Origin of the sequence: Shewanella sp. 4t3-1-2LB (assembly GCF_017368415.1) — a bacterium.
In the GTDB taxonomy this organism is placed as follows: Bacteria; Pseudomonadota; Gammaproteobacteria; order Enterobacterales; family Shewanellaceae; genus Shewanella; species Shewanella fodinae.
Map to the genome: position 1 here is coordinate 1 of NZ_JAFNJD010000063.1, position 15,192 is coordinate 15,192.

13 protein-coding genes are annotated in these 15,192 nt (G+C 50.5%); 9 read left to right on the forward strand and 4 right to left on the reverse strand.

What is annotated here, in order from left to right; translation table 11 throughout:
* Positions 1 to 190: 190 nt before the first annotated feature.
* Together J3L11_RS17570 and J3L11_RS17575 are read right to left on the reverse strand one after the other, a co-directional pair.
* Positions 191 to 1,531 (reverse strand): response regulator, encoded by a 1,341-nt coding sequence (locus tag J3L11_RS17570; protein WP_189617899.1) that lies wholly within the window; start codon positions 1,529 to 1,531, stop codon positions 191 to 193.
* A complete protein-coding gene (locus J3L11_RS17575; RefSeq protein ID WP_207571811.1) occupies positions 1,528 to 3,498 on the reverse strand; it encodes a transporter substrate-binding domain-containing protein in 1,971 nt (656 codons plus the stop codon). The genes J3L11_RS17570 and J3L11_RS17575 overlap by 4 nt, the downstream gene beginning before the upstream one ends.
* 306 nt (positions 3,499 to 3,804) lie before the next feature.
* Between J3L11_RS17575 and J3L11_RS17580 the strand changes: the two genes are divergently transcribed.
* From J3L11_RS17580 to J3L11_RS17590, 3 genes are all read left to right on the forward strand, one after another.
* Positions 3,805 to 5,064 (forward strand): alpha-hydroxy-acid oxidizing protein, encoded by a 1,260-nt coding sequence (locus J3L11_RS17580; protein ID WP_133038813.1) that lies wholly within the window; start codon positions 3,805 to 3,807, stop codon positions 5,062 to 5,064.
* Entirely contained in the window at positions 5,064 to 5,387 is a 324-nt protein-coding gene (locus J3L11_RS17585; RefSeq protein WP_133038812.1) for a c(7)-type cytochrome triheme domain-containing protein, read from the forward strand. Before J3L11_RS17580 ends, J3L11_RS17585 begins: the two co-directional genes overlap by 1 nt.
* Before the next feature lie 61 nt (positions 5,388 to 5,448).
* Positions 5,449 to 6,036, forward strand: coding sequence for a DUF1080 domain-containing protein (locus J3L11_RS17590; protein ID WP_207571812.1), 588 nt, complete (start codon positions 5,449 to 5,451; stop codon positions 6,034 to 6,036).
* 160 nt (positions 6,037 to 6,196) lie between these two features.
* Here J3L11_RS17590 and J3L11_RS17595 read toward each other — a convergent pair whose 3' ends face one another.
* On the reverse strand, positions 6,197 to 7,081 hold the full coding sequence (locus tag J3L11_RS17595) for an SDR family oxidoreductase (RefSeq protein ID WP_207571813.1): 885 nt from the start codon (positions 7,079 to 7,081) through the stop codon (positions 6,197 to 6,199).
* A 36-nt stretch (positions 7,082 to 7,117) separates the two neighbouring features.
* Here J3L11_RS17595 and J3L11_RS17600 point away from each other — a divergent pair, with 36 nt between their 5' ends.
* From J3L11_RS17600 to J3L11_RS17610, 3 genes are all read left to right on the forward strand, one after another.
* On the forward strand, positions 7,118 to 7,780 hold the full coding sequence (locus tag J3L11_RS17600; protein ID WP_207571814.1) for a TetR/AcrR family transcriptional regulator: 663 nt from the start codon (positions 7,118 to 7,120) through the stop codon (positions 7,778 to 7,780).
* Between the two features lie 598 nt (positions 7,781 to 8,378).
* A complete protein-coding gene (locus tag J3L11_RS17605; RefSeq protein WP_189617895.1) occupies positions 8,379 to 10,034 on the forward strand; it encodes a hypothetical protein in 1,656 nt (551 codons plus the stop codon).
* A 132-nt stretch (positions 10,035 to 10,166) separates the two neighbouring features.
* Complete coding sequence (locus J3L11_RS17610) at positions 10,167 to 11,078, forward strand: esterase-like activity of phytase family protein (protein WP_207571815.1); 912 nt, start codon at positions 10,167 to 10,169, stop codon at positions 11,076 to 11,078.
* Here the strand turns inward: J3L11_RS17610 and J3L11_RS17615 are convergent, their stop codons facing one another.
* Positions 11,079 to 11,987, reverse strand: coding sequence for a LysR family transcriptional regulator (locus tag J3L11_RS17615; RefSeq protein WP_242695318.1), 909 nt, complete (start codon positions 11,985 to 11,987; stop codon positions 11,079 to 11,081).
* 124 nt (positions 11,988 to 12,111) lie between these two features.
* Here J3L11_RS17615 and J3L11_RS17620 point away from each other — a divergent pair, with 124 nt between their 5' ends.
* From J3L11_RS17620 to J3L11_RS17630, 3 genes are all read left to right on the forward strand, one after another.
* Complete coding sequence (locus J3L11_RS17620; protein WP_207571816.1) at positions 12,112 to 13,305, forward strand: serine hydrolase domain-containing protein; 1,194 nt, start codon at positions 12,112 to 12,114, stop codon at positions 13,303 to 13,305.
* Positions 13,302 to 14,471 carry an MFS transporter gene (locus J3L11_RS17625; RefSeq protein ID WP_207571817.1) on the forward strand — a complete coding sequence of 390 codons (1,170 nt, stop codon included), beginning with the start codon at positions 13,302 to 13,304 and terminating at the stop codon, positions 14,469 to 14,471. The genes J3L11_RS17620 and J3L11_RS17625 overlap by 4 nt, the downstream gene beginning before the upstream one ends.
* A 388-nt stretch (positions 14,472 to 14,859) precedes the next feature.
* A complete protein-coding gene (locus J3L11_RS17630; RefSeq protein ID WP_207571818.1) occupies positions 14,860 to 15,120 on the forward strand; it encodes a hypothetical protein in 261 nt (86 codons plus the stop codon).
* The last annotated feature ends 72 nt before the right edge of the window (positions 15,121 to 15,192 follow it).

Consider the following 15,192-nt stretch of genomic DNA (forward strand, 5'->3'; position numbering starts at 1 on the left):
TTATTAATTACATATACTTATATTATTTTTTGTTACTAGGGTGAGTTTAATATTAACTGTGCCATTAACGGGTAAATGTGCGTGTTATCCAAATTATCTTGTGATTTAATGTTTTTGGTAACTTTTGTGACACATGTTTATTTAGTGGTTGATAATATAGCATTAATTAAAAGGCGATAGTTGTGCTTTATTAGGTGGATTTACTCAATCGGCGGCTGAGGGCGCTTTGGGTGATCCCCAACAGTTTAGCGGCAGCACTCTGATTGTTATTGGTGCGTATTAGCGCCTCATGGATCAGTTGTTGTGTGGCTTCGCCGATGGTGGGCAGATTTTCTGGAAATGTCAGGCGTTGTATTAGCGGCGACTGTGCGGGTTGTTCTAATACCTGAAAAAATGGTGCCATCGCCAGTTCGCTACCACTGCTGACATTGACAGCACTGTATACCAAGGATTTCAGCTCACTGATATTGCCCGGGAACAGATAGCGTTCTAAACGCTGTGCCAGTTCATGCGGTAACGCCAGATAATCTCGCCCCTGCGCCTGACAGGCCTGTTCGGTAAAGTGCTGTAATAGTAAACCGATATCTGCCTGACGTTCTCGTAGCGGTGGCAGTTTTATCCGCTGGGGGCGTAGGGTGTAGACCAACCCCTGAGAAAATCCTTGTTGTTCCAATTGCTCCAGCGACAGATGGCTGCTAAGTAGCAGACGACAGGCTAGCGATTTCTCTCGTAGCGAGCCGCGCGGAAAATAACGTTTCAGTTGGCACAAACGGGTGATAACACTTTGGATTTGAGGTGATGCGTCCTCCAATTGTGTCAGTAATAACATGCCGTTGCCGCATGCCTGTAACAGTCCGGGGTGTTCGCTGTCGCCAAACAGCCGCTGCTCCAGTTGGGTCAGTGTTAACTCCGCCAACGACAGTTCCAGCAGCGGCATTTCTGGACAAAACAGTTGTTGCAGTGCTTGGCAGAACAGACGTTTGCCCGTTCCACTTTCACCCTCCAGCAGGATAGGGTCATTGCTGTCACCCAGCGTTGCCGCATAAGTGAAGCAATCGTGCATTTTGACATCGGTCGTCAGTATGTCGCTAAAAGCGCTGAGGCTGCGACGATTAAAAAAACCATCCTTGATACGGTGATAACTGCGCTCCAGTGTAATCACCTCCATGGCACGACGTACACACAACAACAGTTGCTCAGTAGAGCTGGTTTTGGCAATAAAGTCATAGGCGCCTTGCTTCATACACTCCACTGCAACTTCGGTTTCATTGAGTCCGGTCACCACAATCACTCTGACATAGGGCGTGTGTTCGCGGATGTCACGCAGTAGCTGGCGGCCGTCCAGGTAGGGCATATTCAGATCCAGTAGCACCAGTGCAATATCCAGATCACGGATCAGTTGCAGTGCCTGACGGCTGTTTTCACAGGTATGCGTCTGAGCCTCGGGAATATGGCGATTGAGCACCATGGCGATGGTACGCAGCCAACGGGTTTCGTCATCGATGACCAGAATATTACGACACAGTTTCATCCAATACTCCTGAACAACAATTTCATTTCGGTGCCCGTTCCCGGACGGGAACGGATTTGCCACTGTGCTTGATGCTCGGCGAGGATCTTGTTGCTGGTAGATAGCCCCAGACCGGTGCCGCCCTGACTGCGCCGGGTGGTGAAGAAGGGTTCACGGATGCGCGCCAATGTTTGTGGATCCATACCGCAACCGTTATCAGCCACCGTGACATAGATACTGCCATTTTCAACACCGGTACAGATCTGCAACTGTGGTTCGGCTTTGTCCATCGCCAGGCAGGCATTTTGGATCAGGTTGACTAACACGAGTTGTAGTTGCAGTTCGTCACCTTCAACCTTGGGCAGTGAATCATCCAGTTGTAGCGTTAATTGCAGCCGTTTGACGTTGTTATGGGTCAGCCGTAGCGCTGTTTCCACCACTTTGTTGATGCTGACGGCTTTAGGGTGCATCTCCAATCCAGGCTGGGCGAAATTTTTAAGATCGCGCACAATACGGCCGATACGGGCCGCGGCATCGTCCACCGACTCGCAACTGTAATCCAGTTCGGCAATCAGTGTGTTAAACGCGGTTGTTGATGAATTACCATCGGCACTGCTCAGTCGCAGATCTTCCAGCAGATCGCGCATCAGGGTCACCGACTGAGTGATAAGTCCCACCGGATTATTAATCTCATGGGCAATTCCTGCCGATAGTTCACCCAAAGACGCTAAGCGGGCAGACAGCTCGGTAGTCTGTTTCAGCTCGTATTGCTCGGTACAGTCTTCGATAAACAGCACCAGCATTTCCTCCGAAATACGGTGCAGTTGCAGCTTCCAACGTTTATTGTCGAGGGTAAACTCGCAATTTTGCGAGTCCTCGCCAGTAAAAGTGGCGGTCACCAACTGCGCCAGTTCCAGCGCCGGTTGTGCTTGAACCAGTTGTTGCGGTTGTAACACCCAGGGATATTTACCATTGTGCCAAATCAAGTGCTGGTCCCGTGCCAGCAGGCACACGCCGTGGGGCAAACCATCCAGCACTGAATGAAATTGTGCTGACACCCGTTTTATCTCTGCTTCTGCCTTACGGCGATTCACCAGTTCTTGTTTCAGCGATTTGGTTTTTTGCCGCAGCACCAAGCTGATATACAGCGTAATCAACATGCCCATGCTGGAGATGATGGCGGTAAGCAGTGCTCCCTGAAAAAAGTCACTGCGTACCTGACCCAGTTCAATTTTCTCTTTACCGAAGCCCACCCATTTATTCAATAAATCATCAAAGTAACCATTGTTATAACTGTGCTTGATCACATTGTTGACCGCAGTGACAAAGGCGGGGTCTTTATTCGACATGATGAGATAAAACTGGCTGTAAAGCAGCGGCTTGCCAGCAGTTTTGGCTAGTGGATATTTACTCAGCATGCGTCGTGAGCAATAGAACTCGGACACCACATAGTCCACTTTACCCGCGGTTAGCAATGCAAACCCTTGCTCATTGGTCACGACTGGCACCATGATGAAATCCTGTGGCGACTGTAGCAGGTACATGGCTACCGACGACGCCTGTTTGATGGCAACCCTTTTACCTTTAAGGGCTTCCCAGGTATCGGCATCGCCTTCACCACGCCGGTTGTAGGCACTGACATAGGTGGGAAGTAGTGGCAATGCTGTATTGATATCGAGCTGACGTCCGGCGGGTACCGCAATCACGGCCAACTGCCAGCGGTCGTTGGTCACTGAATGTAAAGATTGCTTCAGCGTTTGTCGTTTCACTTTAAGTGAGTAATGCAGTTGTTGAGCAATATAACGCGCCAGCTCAACGTTAAAGCCGCTTTCTTCACCATTTTCATTTTGCCACTCAAATGGCGGGGTATTACTGTGCACATTTAAGGTGATTTGTGGCGATGCCTGTGCGGCAGCGCTAAGCAAAACCATGGTCAGCCACAGTCCAAGGTATTTTAACCATTGCCATACTACACACATCACCCGCATTACTTGGCTCCACCTTTTAACTCCCCGCTACCTTAAGCGGCAACAGCCGTAATTGGCAGCCTTTTTGTTTGGTTGTGCCAATGAACTCACAGAATGTCAGTAATTGTGCATATACCTTGCAAAAATGGTATTTAAGTTATTGGTTCTAAAGCGTTATGCAAAAATGCATAAAGCAATGTGCGGGAATCAAAGTTTTGCCAGACAGTGGATCTTTGGCCGGATTTTGCATTTTGTTATTGCGCTGAAAAATGTTCGCTGGGGTAGATTGGCTGCCGTGAGCTAATAAGCAACCATAGGAACCAAAACATGAATAACAAAGCGCTGAATGCGGATCGTCGCGAGTTTCTGACTAAAGGTGCAGCACTGGCTGCTGCCGCTGGTACGTTGGCCATTTCTGCAACCTCTCCCGCCCATGCAGCAGAGGGTATTGCAGTGGCTGCCGCTGCTACGGCGGAAGCCCCCAAAGCTGTTGCCGGTTATGTTAAAGAACCCAAAAACCTCAAAGATGTCCTCAGTAATGCCCGTAAGATCATGGATACCTGTGCTGCCTGTGATATCGCGGGCGCCGGCCGCTGTAATGGTAAAGGGCCTTGTGGTGAATCCGTTCCGGGTATGGGCGGTAAACGCCAGAGCTTTGTGCGCAATATTGAAGCATTCGAAGGCATGAGTTTGAACATGCGTACCGTGCACAACATTTCTCACCCGAAAACCGAAATTAACCTGCTTGGTGTAAAACTGGCAATGCCAGTTCTTACTGGTATCACTGGTGGTCTGACATACAACATGGGCGCGGCCAATAAGCTGGCGTTTGACGGCGAACTGATGACCGAAGAGAAATACGCCCGTGGCATTATTGAAGGCGCCGCCAACGCTGGCTGCCTCGGCTGGGCAGCTGACGGTATCGGTGATCCACTGGAAACTTACAAACGCCGCATGACAGTGGTGAGTGAGTTCAAAGGCCGTGCCGTGGCACAGATTAAACCGCGTACCCAACAGGAGATCTTTGAACGTCTGGATATTGTGCAGCAGGCGGGGGCACCTTTCTTCGCTATTGATATTGACTCCGCGGGACGTGCAGCCCGGGCATTACCCGGTAAAACTGTGGAGCCCAAGGATCTGAAAAAGCTAAAGGAAATCGTTAATTACGCCAAAATCCCCTTTGTTGCCAAAGGTATCATGACGGTTGATGAAGCGCTGATGTGTGCCGAAGCAGGTTGCGGCGCGATCATTGTTTCCAACCATGGTGGCCGTGTTCTCAGTTCCACTCCGGCCAGCATGCATGTACTGCCAGCCATTGTAAAAGCCGTCCGTGACCGTGGTTATAAGATGCCCATTCTGGTGGATGGTGGCGTGCGTGACGGCGGCGATGTGCTTAAAGCGCTGGCTTGTGGCGCTCAGGCAGTGCTGGTGGGACGTCCGATGTTACGCGCCAGCCTTGGCGGCGGCGTAAAAGGGGTTGAAATGCTATTCAACCGTTTCCACACCGAACTGGTCTCCAGCATGGTGCTGACAGGCGTAGCTGACGTAAATAACGTCGATCCTGCCATCCTGACGCAGGAGGTGTAATGAAATTTACCACAGCATATACAGGTCTGTTGGCCGCTGTGGTTGCCTCTGGGCTGGTGTTGCCACAAGCGCTGGCAACCCCGGCCGGACAAGATAGGCAATATGGTGGCGGAGGTAAGGGCGCCGTGGTGTTTTCTTATGAAACTCACGCACGGGAAGGCTTTTACACCTGCAACGACTGTCACAGTACCAAAGATGGTGAGGCATTATTTGAGCCTATCCGTTACAGCTTTACCCTGAAAGATCATAGTAGTGGCAAATACTGCTGGGCTTGTCATGACGGGAAAACTGCTGAACGCGACTGCAAAACTTGCCATTACTAATATGGTTATCCACGAATAACTTTCCGGGCATTGCCACAGTGGTGCCCGTTGGGAGTGTGTAATGAAACTGCAAATAAGTTTATTGATGCTTGGTTTGGGATTAATGGCCGGAGCGAGTGCACTTGAGCCCGGCCATCTTTTTAAGATGGCTCCTGAAACAGGCATGACCGATCTGAAATTTGTTGATGTGACGCCGGGTTCTTCTTGGACAGAAAAAGACGGTGTACTGATTAGCAGTGGCAAAGGTGAAAGTTACCTTATCACCCAAAAGGCTTACGGTGATTTTGTGCTGGATTTGGATTTCAAGCCCAGTGATGACATTAACGCCGGGGTGTATATGCGCTGTCAGGATGAACAGCGGATTAAGGCCGACAGCTGCTATGAAGCCAATATTTGGGATAAAAGCAAAAATGCTCAATTTCGCACGGGTGCTATCGTACAACGTCAGCCCGTCACAGCGACTCAGGACACAGTGGGTAAGTGGAATCATTATCAGTTGACGCTGCAGGGGGACACCATTGAGGTAAAACTCAATGGGAATGTGACCGCGATCCTGAAAGACAAACAATTGAGCCAAGGCTTTATTGGCTTTCAACACAAAGGCAGTGGTACTATAGAAATCAAGGACGTGCGGCTAAAAACACGCTAAAGTCGCCATTTAAATCCTACAGATCACAGTCGGGAAATGGAGGTGGTAGCTCAGGCACTTGTGGCCTAGGTCGCTGCTTTCCCGGCGGTGAGACTGCCGATATCCGGTGCTCGGGTATCGGCAGTTTTTTCTATCCTGCTGTTACTTTCTTGCCTCGTCACTAATTTTTCAAACCGGACAGTCGTCTGTGTTTTTTCAATAATGAAGCCCTTGCTGCACGAATGGCTGCTGACAATTCATAACTATAAATGAGAAAAACATCCTCTCCAGGAAAGCTCGACAGGTGAGCCGGAAAACAGAGTACTGCGATATTGCCGGCTCGCAATTTACCAGGGGTTTTGCCGTCAGGCTCTATAAACGCACCGGATTCATCCCCTTCCAGGGCATATTTAACCGGCAGCCGCGCCCCCTCTGCTGGCGTCATTGTGCCATAGCCCGTAAGGTCCGTTTTTACAAATCCAGGACTGACAGAATTTATTTTTATACCTGTGTCCCTCAACTCTTCGCTCAGTTGAACAGTAAGCATGTTCAGAGCGGCCTTGGAGGCATTGTAGCCAATAAATTGTGAGGAATAATATGTGGAGGTCGGGTCACCGTTAAGCGTAAGCGAACCTAAAGAGCTCGACACGTTGACTATCCGGGCAACAGGTGCGGCCCGTAGCAGCGGTAGCATTGCCTGGGTGACTGCCAGGGTCGAGATAAAATTCGTTTCCATCACATAACGGACTGCCTCGATGGCAGCCTTACCCGGAGGACCATCAGCATGATCAAATACACCGGCGTTGTTAACCAGAATATCCAGCCTGCCAAATTCAGCTTTAATTGATGAAACCGCAGCGGCAATACTGTCATGCCGGGTGATATCGAGTTCACAGTGTTGCACGGGCAAGCCTTGCGTCTTCAGCACTTCTGCAGCCGCGTTACCGCGTCCAAAGTCTCGAGCTCCCATGATGACAACCACGCCTGCCTGCGCCAACTGACGCGCAATTTCAAAACCAATGCCTTTATTAGCTCCGGTAACCAGAGCGATGCGTTGCTCATTCATCCAATATTTCCTCCGTATGCAGTGAAGAGTTAATATATGAAGTATCTTCAGCATTGGAATTCGCTTTTGGCCATCTCCAGCCACACCTCCCTGAAGCCCCGCAGAACGCCGCGTCAGACCCGTGCAACAGTGACGATGGACGCTATTTTTGAAGCCACCATTCAGCTTCTGGTAGCGGACGGCATACATCGTCTCACCACCACTCGCGTCGCCGAGCGGGCAGGCGTGTCCGTAGGAACGATGTACCAGTACTTTCCCCACAAAGAATCTCTGGTTTATGCCCTGAATGAACGTTATTTAGCAGCGCTTGCCGACAGGATTGAAATCACCTGTCGGAACCATCGTGGCGCGACGGTTAGCGCCATGACCGAGGCATCAATCACAACCTACTGGCAGGCCAAAACAGAGCGCATTGAAGTGACAAAAGCGCTCTATAGCTCGGTGGCAGAACTGGATAACCAGCCGCTGATTGACACGTTTGCCAGCCGGGTAAACCGTGCGACGATGGTGATGTTTGAGAGCGCCAGTGACATGACGTTTCAGGATGTCAGCAGCGTCAACTTGACGCTTATTACTGTTATATTTGGCACCGTGCGTAATGTTTTTGAGCAGAATCTGGCTCCACCACACACCGAAAGCGTGCTCCGGCAGCTCACCATCATGTGTAACGCCTATCTGGATACCTTCAGGACCCGTTAAAATACCTTTCTGCGGAAATGGCACCAGATCCGGCAAGCCGGACGCTACTGTGGGCGGCTTTCATATCGCATTCCGGACACATGGAAAATCAGTAATATATGAAATAAAAGCGAAAGATGACATGCTTAGCATGCATGGCTGCTATAAATGCTGTCCTGACCTTTTCCCCGCATTTTTACTCACCGTTGCGTTAGTAACGTCCGCTCAGGCACCAAAGAGACATATTCGAATACTGGCAGACTGCGCTCGGAGGATAATTTACTCGCTGGCGTCCTAAAACCACCAGTTGAAAAAGTGCTCAGTAAATGGTTTTATCACTAATTAATAATTATTCACTATTGCTGCATAAGGTCATAGCCTAGAACGCTGCTTTCCCGGCAGTGTTTTATCTATCCTGTTGTTACTTTCTTGCCTCGTCATTAATCTTCCAAACTGGACAGTCGTCTGTGCTTTTTCAATAATGAAGCCCTTGCTGCACGCAGTTGCTGTTGCAGTAATGTTGGCAATGGCTGCTGACAATTCATAACTATAAATGTGCTGTCACTTTTGACAGTTGTCGGTGATAGACGTCACCGACAGGTATGAGAGGAAGTTATTCATGAAGAAGTCCCTGATCGCCTTGGCGCTTACCAGTTTGTTGGCACTCCCGGCACTGGCTGCCGCCACTGCAGAGCAACCGCAAATTTATAATCTGCAGCAACAGCGCGATAAAATTGTACCGGTGCAAATGACCGCCAATACCGCTTTTCTCAGTGATGAGCAAAAACAGGTGGTCAACAAGCTGATCCAGGCCGCCAAACTAATGAGCGAGATTTATCTGCGGCAGGTAAACGAACATAACCCGCAGATCCGCGAACAGATTGCTTCCAGCAATCTCAAAGATAAAGCCTTAGTGCTGAACATGTTTGATGAGCATTTTGGCCCTTGGGATAGCTTAGCCGCGGGGCATCCATTTTTTGGCGGCAAAACCAATGCGTTGGGCTCTGGGTTTTATCCAGAAGATCTCACCAAAGCGGAATTTAACGCTTGGATCGCCAAACATCCAGAAGATAAAGCCGCCTTTACCAGCCTTTATACGGTCATCCGTCGTCAAGGAGACAAGCTAGTCGCCATTCCTTATTCTGAATATTATCGGCAATGGCTGGAGCCCGCCGCCAAGTTGCTAGAAGATGCGGCGCTGATCACCCATAACCCTAGTCTTAAAAAATTCCTGGTATTACGGGCACATGCTTTCCGTACCGACAACTATTTTGCCTCTGAAATCGCCTGGATGGATCTCAAGGACACACCAATCGAGGTCGCCATCGGCCCTTATGAAACCTATACCGATGGTCTGTTCGGTTATAAGACCGCCTTTGAAGCTTTTGTTACCATTAAGGACCCAGAAGCCTCTGCCAAGCTGGATCGCTTCAAGAAATATCTGCGCGACATGGAAGCTAATCTGCCAGTGCCTGACAGCTACAAGAATTTTAAACGTGGCTTTGCATCCCCAATTGCCGTTGCGGACCAGATCCAGGGCGGTGGTGACAATGTACCAGGTGTGCAGACTATCGCCTTCAACCTACCAAATGATGAAAAAGTCCGTGAAGCCAAAGGTGCCAAGAAAGTCCTGTTGAACAATGTGATGGCAGCCAAGTTTGAACGTATTATGAAGCCGATGGCTGCACATATTCTGGTGCCGGAACAGGCGCAACTGCTGGATCAAAAGTACTTCGGTTATGAGACGCTGTTCCATGAAATGTCTCACTCTTTAGGCCCAGGTTCCATCGTAAAAAATGGCAAAGCCACCACGGTTGCCGCCGAGTTGCAGGAACTTTACTCCGGTATTGAAGAAGGCAAAGCTGACGTGATGGGCGCTTATAATATTTTGTTCCTAATGCAAAAAGGTGAGCTGCCAGTCGCGGAAAAGAACAATCTGTTAGCCACGTATGCTGCTGGCTTGTTCCGTTCTATGCGTTTTGGTGTGCATGAAGCCCACGGTATCGGCGCGGCGTTCCAGTACAGTTACTATGTGGATAAAGGTGCGTTGACCCGTCAGGCTGATGGTTTGTACAAGATTGATTTTGCCAAATTGGAACAGGCGATAACCAGCCTAGTACATGACGTGGTTGTGGTACAAGGTGACGGTGATTACAACGCGGCCAAAGCTTTTCTGGCAAAGTATGGTCATATTGATGACGGTGTACGTGCTGTTAATGCTAGCTTAGGCGATGTTCCTGTTGATATTCAGCCGATTTATCCAGCGAAAATCTGAGTTATTCTGGGCGAGTTTTAAAAATCCGGGTGTTCAATACATCCGGATTTTTATTGTCTAGGGCTGATACCTAGCGATAGGCAATAACAACCGTACTGATATAAGTGTATAGAGGTAATTTCATTGAACAGGATGCTATTAGCAGTTGTGCTGCTGGGAAGTACCAAGATTGCCACCGCCGTGGAACTTGGCTTTAGTGGTATGGCGCAGATGGATGCTAATTCCTACTTGGTGGTGCAGGATAAGAAAGTGGATGAGCCAGGCAGTCGCCTCGGGGTGCTACAGGTAAAACCTGACGGTATATTAAACTATACGCCGCTAACGATTTCAGACTGGAAAGACCAAGATGGTCAATCAAGCGATCTGGAATCTGTCTGTCATTTACCCGGGCAGACGAATGAATACTTGCTGGCGGAATCTGGTTATTGGGACGGCAAATTTGGCCGGATATTTCAGGTGGCTGTCAGCAGCGATGTAGCCATAGTTAAGCAGGTCTACCATGTGCCCAAAATTGTGGCGGGTGGCAAAGGTATTCATGGTGACAATTTCGAAGGCATGGCCTGTATCGCCCAGGGGGATTCCGTGCTGGTGGTATTAGGTGAACGCGGAGGCAATAAACGCTATAAACGGGGTTATTTGCGTCTGGGGGGCCTTGACACTGCGGCGGGTCAATTATCGTGGCAGCAATATGCTGACCATCCTGTTGAAATCACGGCTCCGAAAACTGACACCAATAAAAAACGCACGATTTCAGACCTGTATCTGGATAAACAAGGCGTGATTTGGGCCGTGGCAACTGAAGATGGTGGCGACCAAGGACCTTTTAGATCGGTTATTTATCAGGCTGCAACGGTTTCAGGACCAGCTGAACAGTTAAAAGTCACTGCTGTGCGCCACTCTAAAGCCCAATGGATCGTGGATGGCTTCAAAGTGGAGTCACTGGCGGGGCCTGCTGCCAACGTTCCCAACAGTTATATGAGCATCGGCACCGAAGATGAAAACTATGGCGGCAGTTGGCGACCATTGTTTGCGCCATCCAAATAATTATTCAATGTTGTGGGACAACGGTGCCGGAAACACTCGTTCGCAAAGGAAATCCACTAATGCTCGCACCTTTGGCGACGGATGTTTACTCGCGGGCCAAAGCACATGAAAGATGCCGGTTCGTTCCACATAGTCGGACAGAACAGACTGCAACCGGCCATCGGCTAACGGCTCGCGGATAGCAAAATCCGGCAAATAAGCAATGCCCAGCCCCTGCAATGCAAAGCACAGGCGCGTTTCAATGTTGTTGCAGATCATCGCAGTGGGCAGTGGTAGTGGTGATTCTTCAGGCGCTAATCGCAAAGCCCACGGTTCCAATTTACCGCTGTGAGGGAAGCGATAATGTAGACAACGGTGTTGCAGCAGGTCGACGGGGACCTTTGGAGTACCATGTTGTGCTAAGTATTCTGGAGAAGCGACCAGCAGCGAATGGAATGCCCCCAGTCGACGAGCGGTGAGGCGGGAGTCGCTGGGTTCGCCCTCGCGCACAACGGCATCGAAGCCTTCTTCAATTACGTCAACAACTTGATCAGTAAAATCCAGATCGAGTTCGATCTCAGGATAGGCCAGCATAAACTCACCCAACACCGGTAGCACCAATGAGCTGACTAACGGCAGGCTGACACGCAGACGCCCGCGTGGAGTACCGCTGGCCTGTGACAGTTCCTGCTGTGCAGCCTCTATCTCTGCCAGAATGCGACGACAGCGTTCCAGAAACAGCGTCCCTTCGGCCGTGAGCGCAATGCTGCGGGTGCTGCGATGAAATAGACGTACCCCTAGCTTATCTTCCAGTCGCGCCACACTTTTGCCGATGGCCGATGCCGATACCCCGAGCTGCCGTCCTGCCGCGACAAAGCTGCGAGTTTCTGCGACCTGCACAAACACAATAAAGCCGTTCAAGCTGTCCATATCATCCCTTATTGCGGACATTTTTATCCGTATATAAAAGAACTGTAGCCATCTTTTTCTTGAGTCACAAGTTCTCTATCGTTTCAGCCTAGTCAATTCAACCATCGAAACCGAGGAGTTTTCTGTGACAACCACAATATCATCCATACAGGCTGATGTACCATCCACGCCCTTTTCTCGCCATATCCCAAAGGTGGTGCAGCAGACGCTGGATGAACAGCGACTGGTCGGCACCGTTGTATTAGTGGCGCATCGCGGCGAGTTAATTTACCAGCAAGCTGCTGGTTGGGCGGATCGTGAGCTGGCATGCCCAATGACGCTGAATACAATTTTCCGACTGGCATCGGTGAGTAAACCCATAATCGCAGTTGCCACGTTGGTACTGGTGGCCCAAGGACGACTCAGTCTAGATGGCAATATCTCTCACTGGTTGCCTGAATTTCAACCGCGGCTGGCTGATGGAACAGAAGTACAGATCTCGGTGCGGCAGTTGCTCAGCCACACGGCGGGTTTGGGTTATCGTTTCTTCGAAACGGATGGACATGGACTTTATGCACAAGCGGGCGTGTCTGATGGGATGGACGCATCTGGCATTACTCTCGATGAAAACTTACGTCGCCTCGCCAGCGTGCCATTGTTGTACCAACCGGGCACCGCCTGGGGCTACTCGCTAGCGATAGATGTGTTAGGGGCATTGATCGCGCGCGTCCATGGTACACCACTGGCGCAGGCGGTACATCAATTAGTCACTGCTCCTCTGGGCATGGCTGACACAGGCTTCGTGGTGGACGACCCTCGGCGTGTAGCCACGGCTTATGTTAACGACACCCCACAACCACACCGGTTGCATGAGGGAGAAACGGTTTCGCCTTTCGAGGGGGCTGTTGGTATCACTTACAGCCCGGCGCGGATCTTCGATGCCGAGGCATTCCCTTCCGGTGGTGCTGGCATGGCTGGCACGGCGTTAAATTTTCTTCACCTACTCGAAACGCTACGCCAGGGCGGCTGCGCATTGGTGCCAGACGCTTTGATCGGGGAGATGGGCCGCGACCAGACTGGTGGGCTGGAACTGCCTAATGCTCCCGGTTTTGGTTTTGGCCTCGGCTTTTCCGTGCTGCGCGATCCATGCCTTGCCGGGTCGCCAGAATCTCCGGGAACCTGGCGCTGGGGTGGGGCCTATGGTCACGCTTGGTTTGTGGACGGTGTAAGGGGCTTGAGTGTGGTGGCTTTCACTAACACTCTGTACGAAGGGATGTCAGGTCGCTTCGTCACAGAACTGCGTGATGCTGTGTACCAGGCGCTTGAGGAAACAAAATGAGCCGCAGTTCAGATCGCCTGCCCATTGCTTCGTTGTTGGCGTTGGCTACCGCAGCTTTCATCACTATTCTGACCGAAGCCCTGCCTGCAGGATTATTGCCACAGATGGCGCGCAGTTTGGCGGTATCCGAAGCATTGGCTGGACAAACCGTTACCCTCTATGCTATCGGCTCACTGATAGCGGCAATCCCGCTGACGGCGGCGACACAAAGCATGCGCCGTCGTCCATTACTGTTATCAGCCATTGCGGGCTTTGTGGTTGCCAATACTGTTACTGCTTTATCCGGCAGTTATATCCTGACCATGGTTGCCCGTTTTCTGGCCGGGGTATCAGCCGGGTTAGTGTGGGCACTATTGGCGGGTTACGCTGCACACATGGTGGCAGAGCATCAAAAAGGTCGAGCCATTGCCATCGCCATGGTTGGTACACCTTTAGCGCTTTCACTTGGCGTGCCGGCCGGGACATTGTTGGGCAATCTGCTTGGCTGGCAAATGTGTTTTGGCCTCATGAGCCTATCTGCACTACTGCTTATGTTGTGGATTCGCCTAAAGGTGCCGGATTTTGCCGGGTTGCCTATCGGTAAGCGATTGTCTCTGGCCCGCGTGTTCACCATCGCCGGTGTGCGGCCGGTGCTGTTCGTGGTGCTCACCTTCGTGCTAGCGCACAACATCCTTTACACCTATATCGCGCTGTTCCTTATCGCCGTGGACATGCCCGCGCAGACAGATCTGGTGCTATTAGTATTCGGTATCGCTTCGTTGTTGGGGATCTGGAGCATTGGAGTGTTGATCGATAGACACTTGCGTATGTTGACGCTGGCTAGTACTGCGTTGTTTGGCCTAGTTGCACTGGTGCTGGGAATTGCGGGCGATGTTGCAACCGTGGTTTATATGGCGATGGCAGCGTGGGGACTTGCTTTTGGTGGTGCTGCCACCTTATTTCAGACTGCCATCGCCAGAGCTGCTGGAGAGGCTGCCGATGTGGCACAATCAATGTTGGTCACCGCCTGGAATCTTGCGATTGCGGGGGGCGGCATAGTTGGTGGCCTATTGCTGGATAGTTTCAGCGCCGAGGTGTTTCCACCTACGCTGTCGCTGCTGCTGACGATAACTTTTACGGTAGTTTGGCGCTCTAAAATGTCTGGCTTCCCGCCAACTCAGTGTTAATTTGCAATGACGCTATCGCACCTCGTGGGGGAGAACCGGTTCCCGTTCGAGCTATTTCGTACCATCATAGCGTTGGAAGCCGATCTTGATGCGTGTTGACTCAATGCTCTGGGGGGTCGATTCAAACTAATGTAATTGTTGCCGTAGTTATGGAAGGGCGTGAAACCAGCACAGTGACACTGCACATTTTGCGAATTTTTGTACAAAATATGTAGGAAATTTAGTGTATTATGGAACGGCTTCAACTTACATATTGTATCATTGCAGCAGTAAGCGCCTTTAAAACATCGGAATAGAGACGCGTCATTCTAAAGTGCTTGTTGTCCCGTTGGTGTTTAAGGGGATGGGTCATTGCCCAATGCGCTGCTATTTAGCAGGAGAATGCTCCATGGAAAATTACCTGAATTATGCAGTAGCGGGTCTGCTGTTACTCTCAACCGGATTACTGGCAATGTTGATCCCCGGAGGCCCCATTGAAAACAGAAATTTTTCACATATCTCCCCTTGGGTATTAGCAATATTCAATATTTTTCTGACCTTGTTAGGAATAGCCAGCTTGGCTTCAGCCTATTTTTCTGTGGTCGGTAGTGGTGTCAGGGCGGGATTAAGCTTTGTTAAATGTGTTAACCAAAGAAAAGTTCAGATCTAAAGTCCCCATTCCACGCCGCTTTGCGCATCTTACTCGGCTTACTCACCTTTAATGGGTGTTGCTGCAACAAGT

What these genes read in the sequence shown, in the direction of transcription:
- J3L11_RS17570 (WP_189617899.1), bottom strand. Translation starts at nt 1,531, where the DNA reads ATGAAACTGTGTCGTAATATTCTGGTCATCGATGACGAAACCCGTTGG.
- J3L11_RS17575 (WP_207571811.1), bottom strand. Translation starts at nt 3,498, where the DNA reads ATGCGGGTGATGTGTGTAGTATGGCAATGGTTAAAATACCTTGGACTG.
- J3L11_RS17580 (WP_133038813.1), top strand. Translation starts at nt 3,805, where the DNA reads ATGAATAACAAAGCGCTGAATGCGGATCGTCGCGAGTTTCTGACTAAA.
- J3L11_RS17585 (WP_133038812.1), top strand. Translation starts at nt 5,064, where the DNA reads ATGAAATTTACCACAGCATATACAGGTCTGTTGGCCGCTGTGGTTGCC.
- J3L11_RS17590 (WP_207571812.1), top strand. Translation starts at nt 5,449, where the DNA reads ATGAAACTGCAAATAAGTTTATTGATGCTTGGTTTGGGATTAATGGCC.
- J3L11_RS17595 (WP_207571813.1), bottom strand. Translation starts at nt 7,081, where the DNA reads ATGAATGAGCAACGCATCGCTCTGGTTACCGGAGCTAATAAAGGCATT.
- J3L11_RS17600 (WP_207571814.1), top strand. Translation starts at nt 7,118, where the DNA reads ATGAAGTATCTTCAGCATTGGAATTCGCTTTTGGCCATCTCCAGCCAC.
- J3L11_RS17605 (WP_189617895.1), top strand. Translation starts at nt 8,379, where the DNA reads ATGAAGAAGTCCCTGATCGCCTTGGCGCTTACCAGTTTGTTGGCACTC.
- J3L11_RS17610 (WP_207571815.1), top strand. Translation starts at nt 10,167, where the DNA reads ATGCTATTAGCAGTTGTGCTGCTGGGAAGTACCAAGATTGCCACCGCC.
- J3L11_RS17615 (WP_242695318.1), bottom strand. Translation starts at nt 11,987, where the DNA reads ATGGACAGCTTGAACGGCTTTATTGTGTTTGTGCAGGTCGCAGAAACT.
- J3L11_RS17625 (WP_207571817.1), top strand. Translation starts at nt 13,302, where the DNA reads ATGAGCCGCAGTTCAGATCGCCTGCCCATTGCTTCGTTGTTGGCGTTG.
- J3L11_RS17630 (WP_207571818.1), top strand. Translation starts at nt 14,860, where the DNA reads ATGGAAAATTACCTGAATTATGCAGTAGCGGGTCTGCTGTTACTCTCA.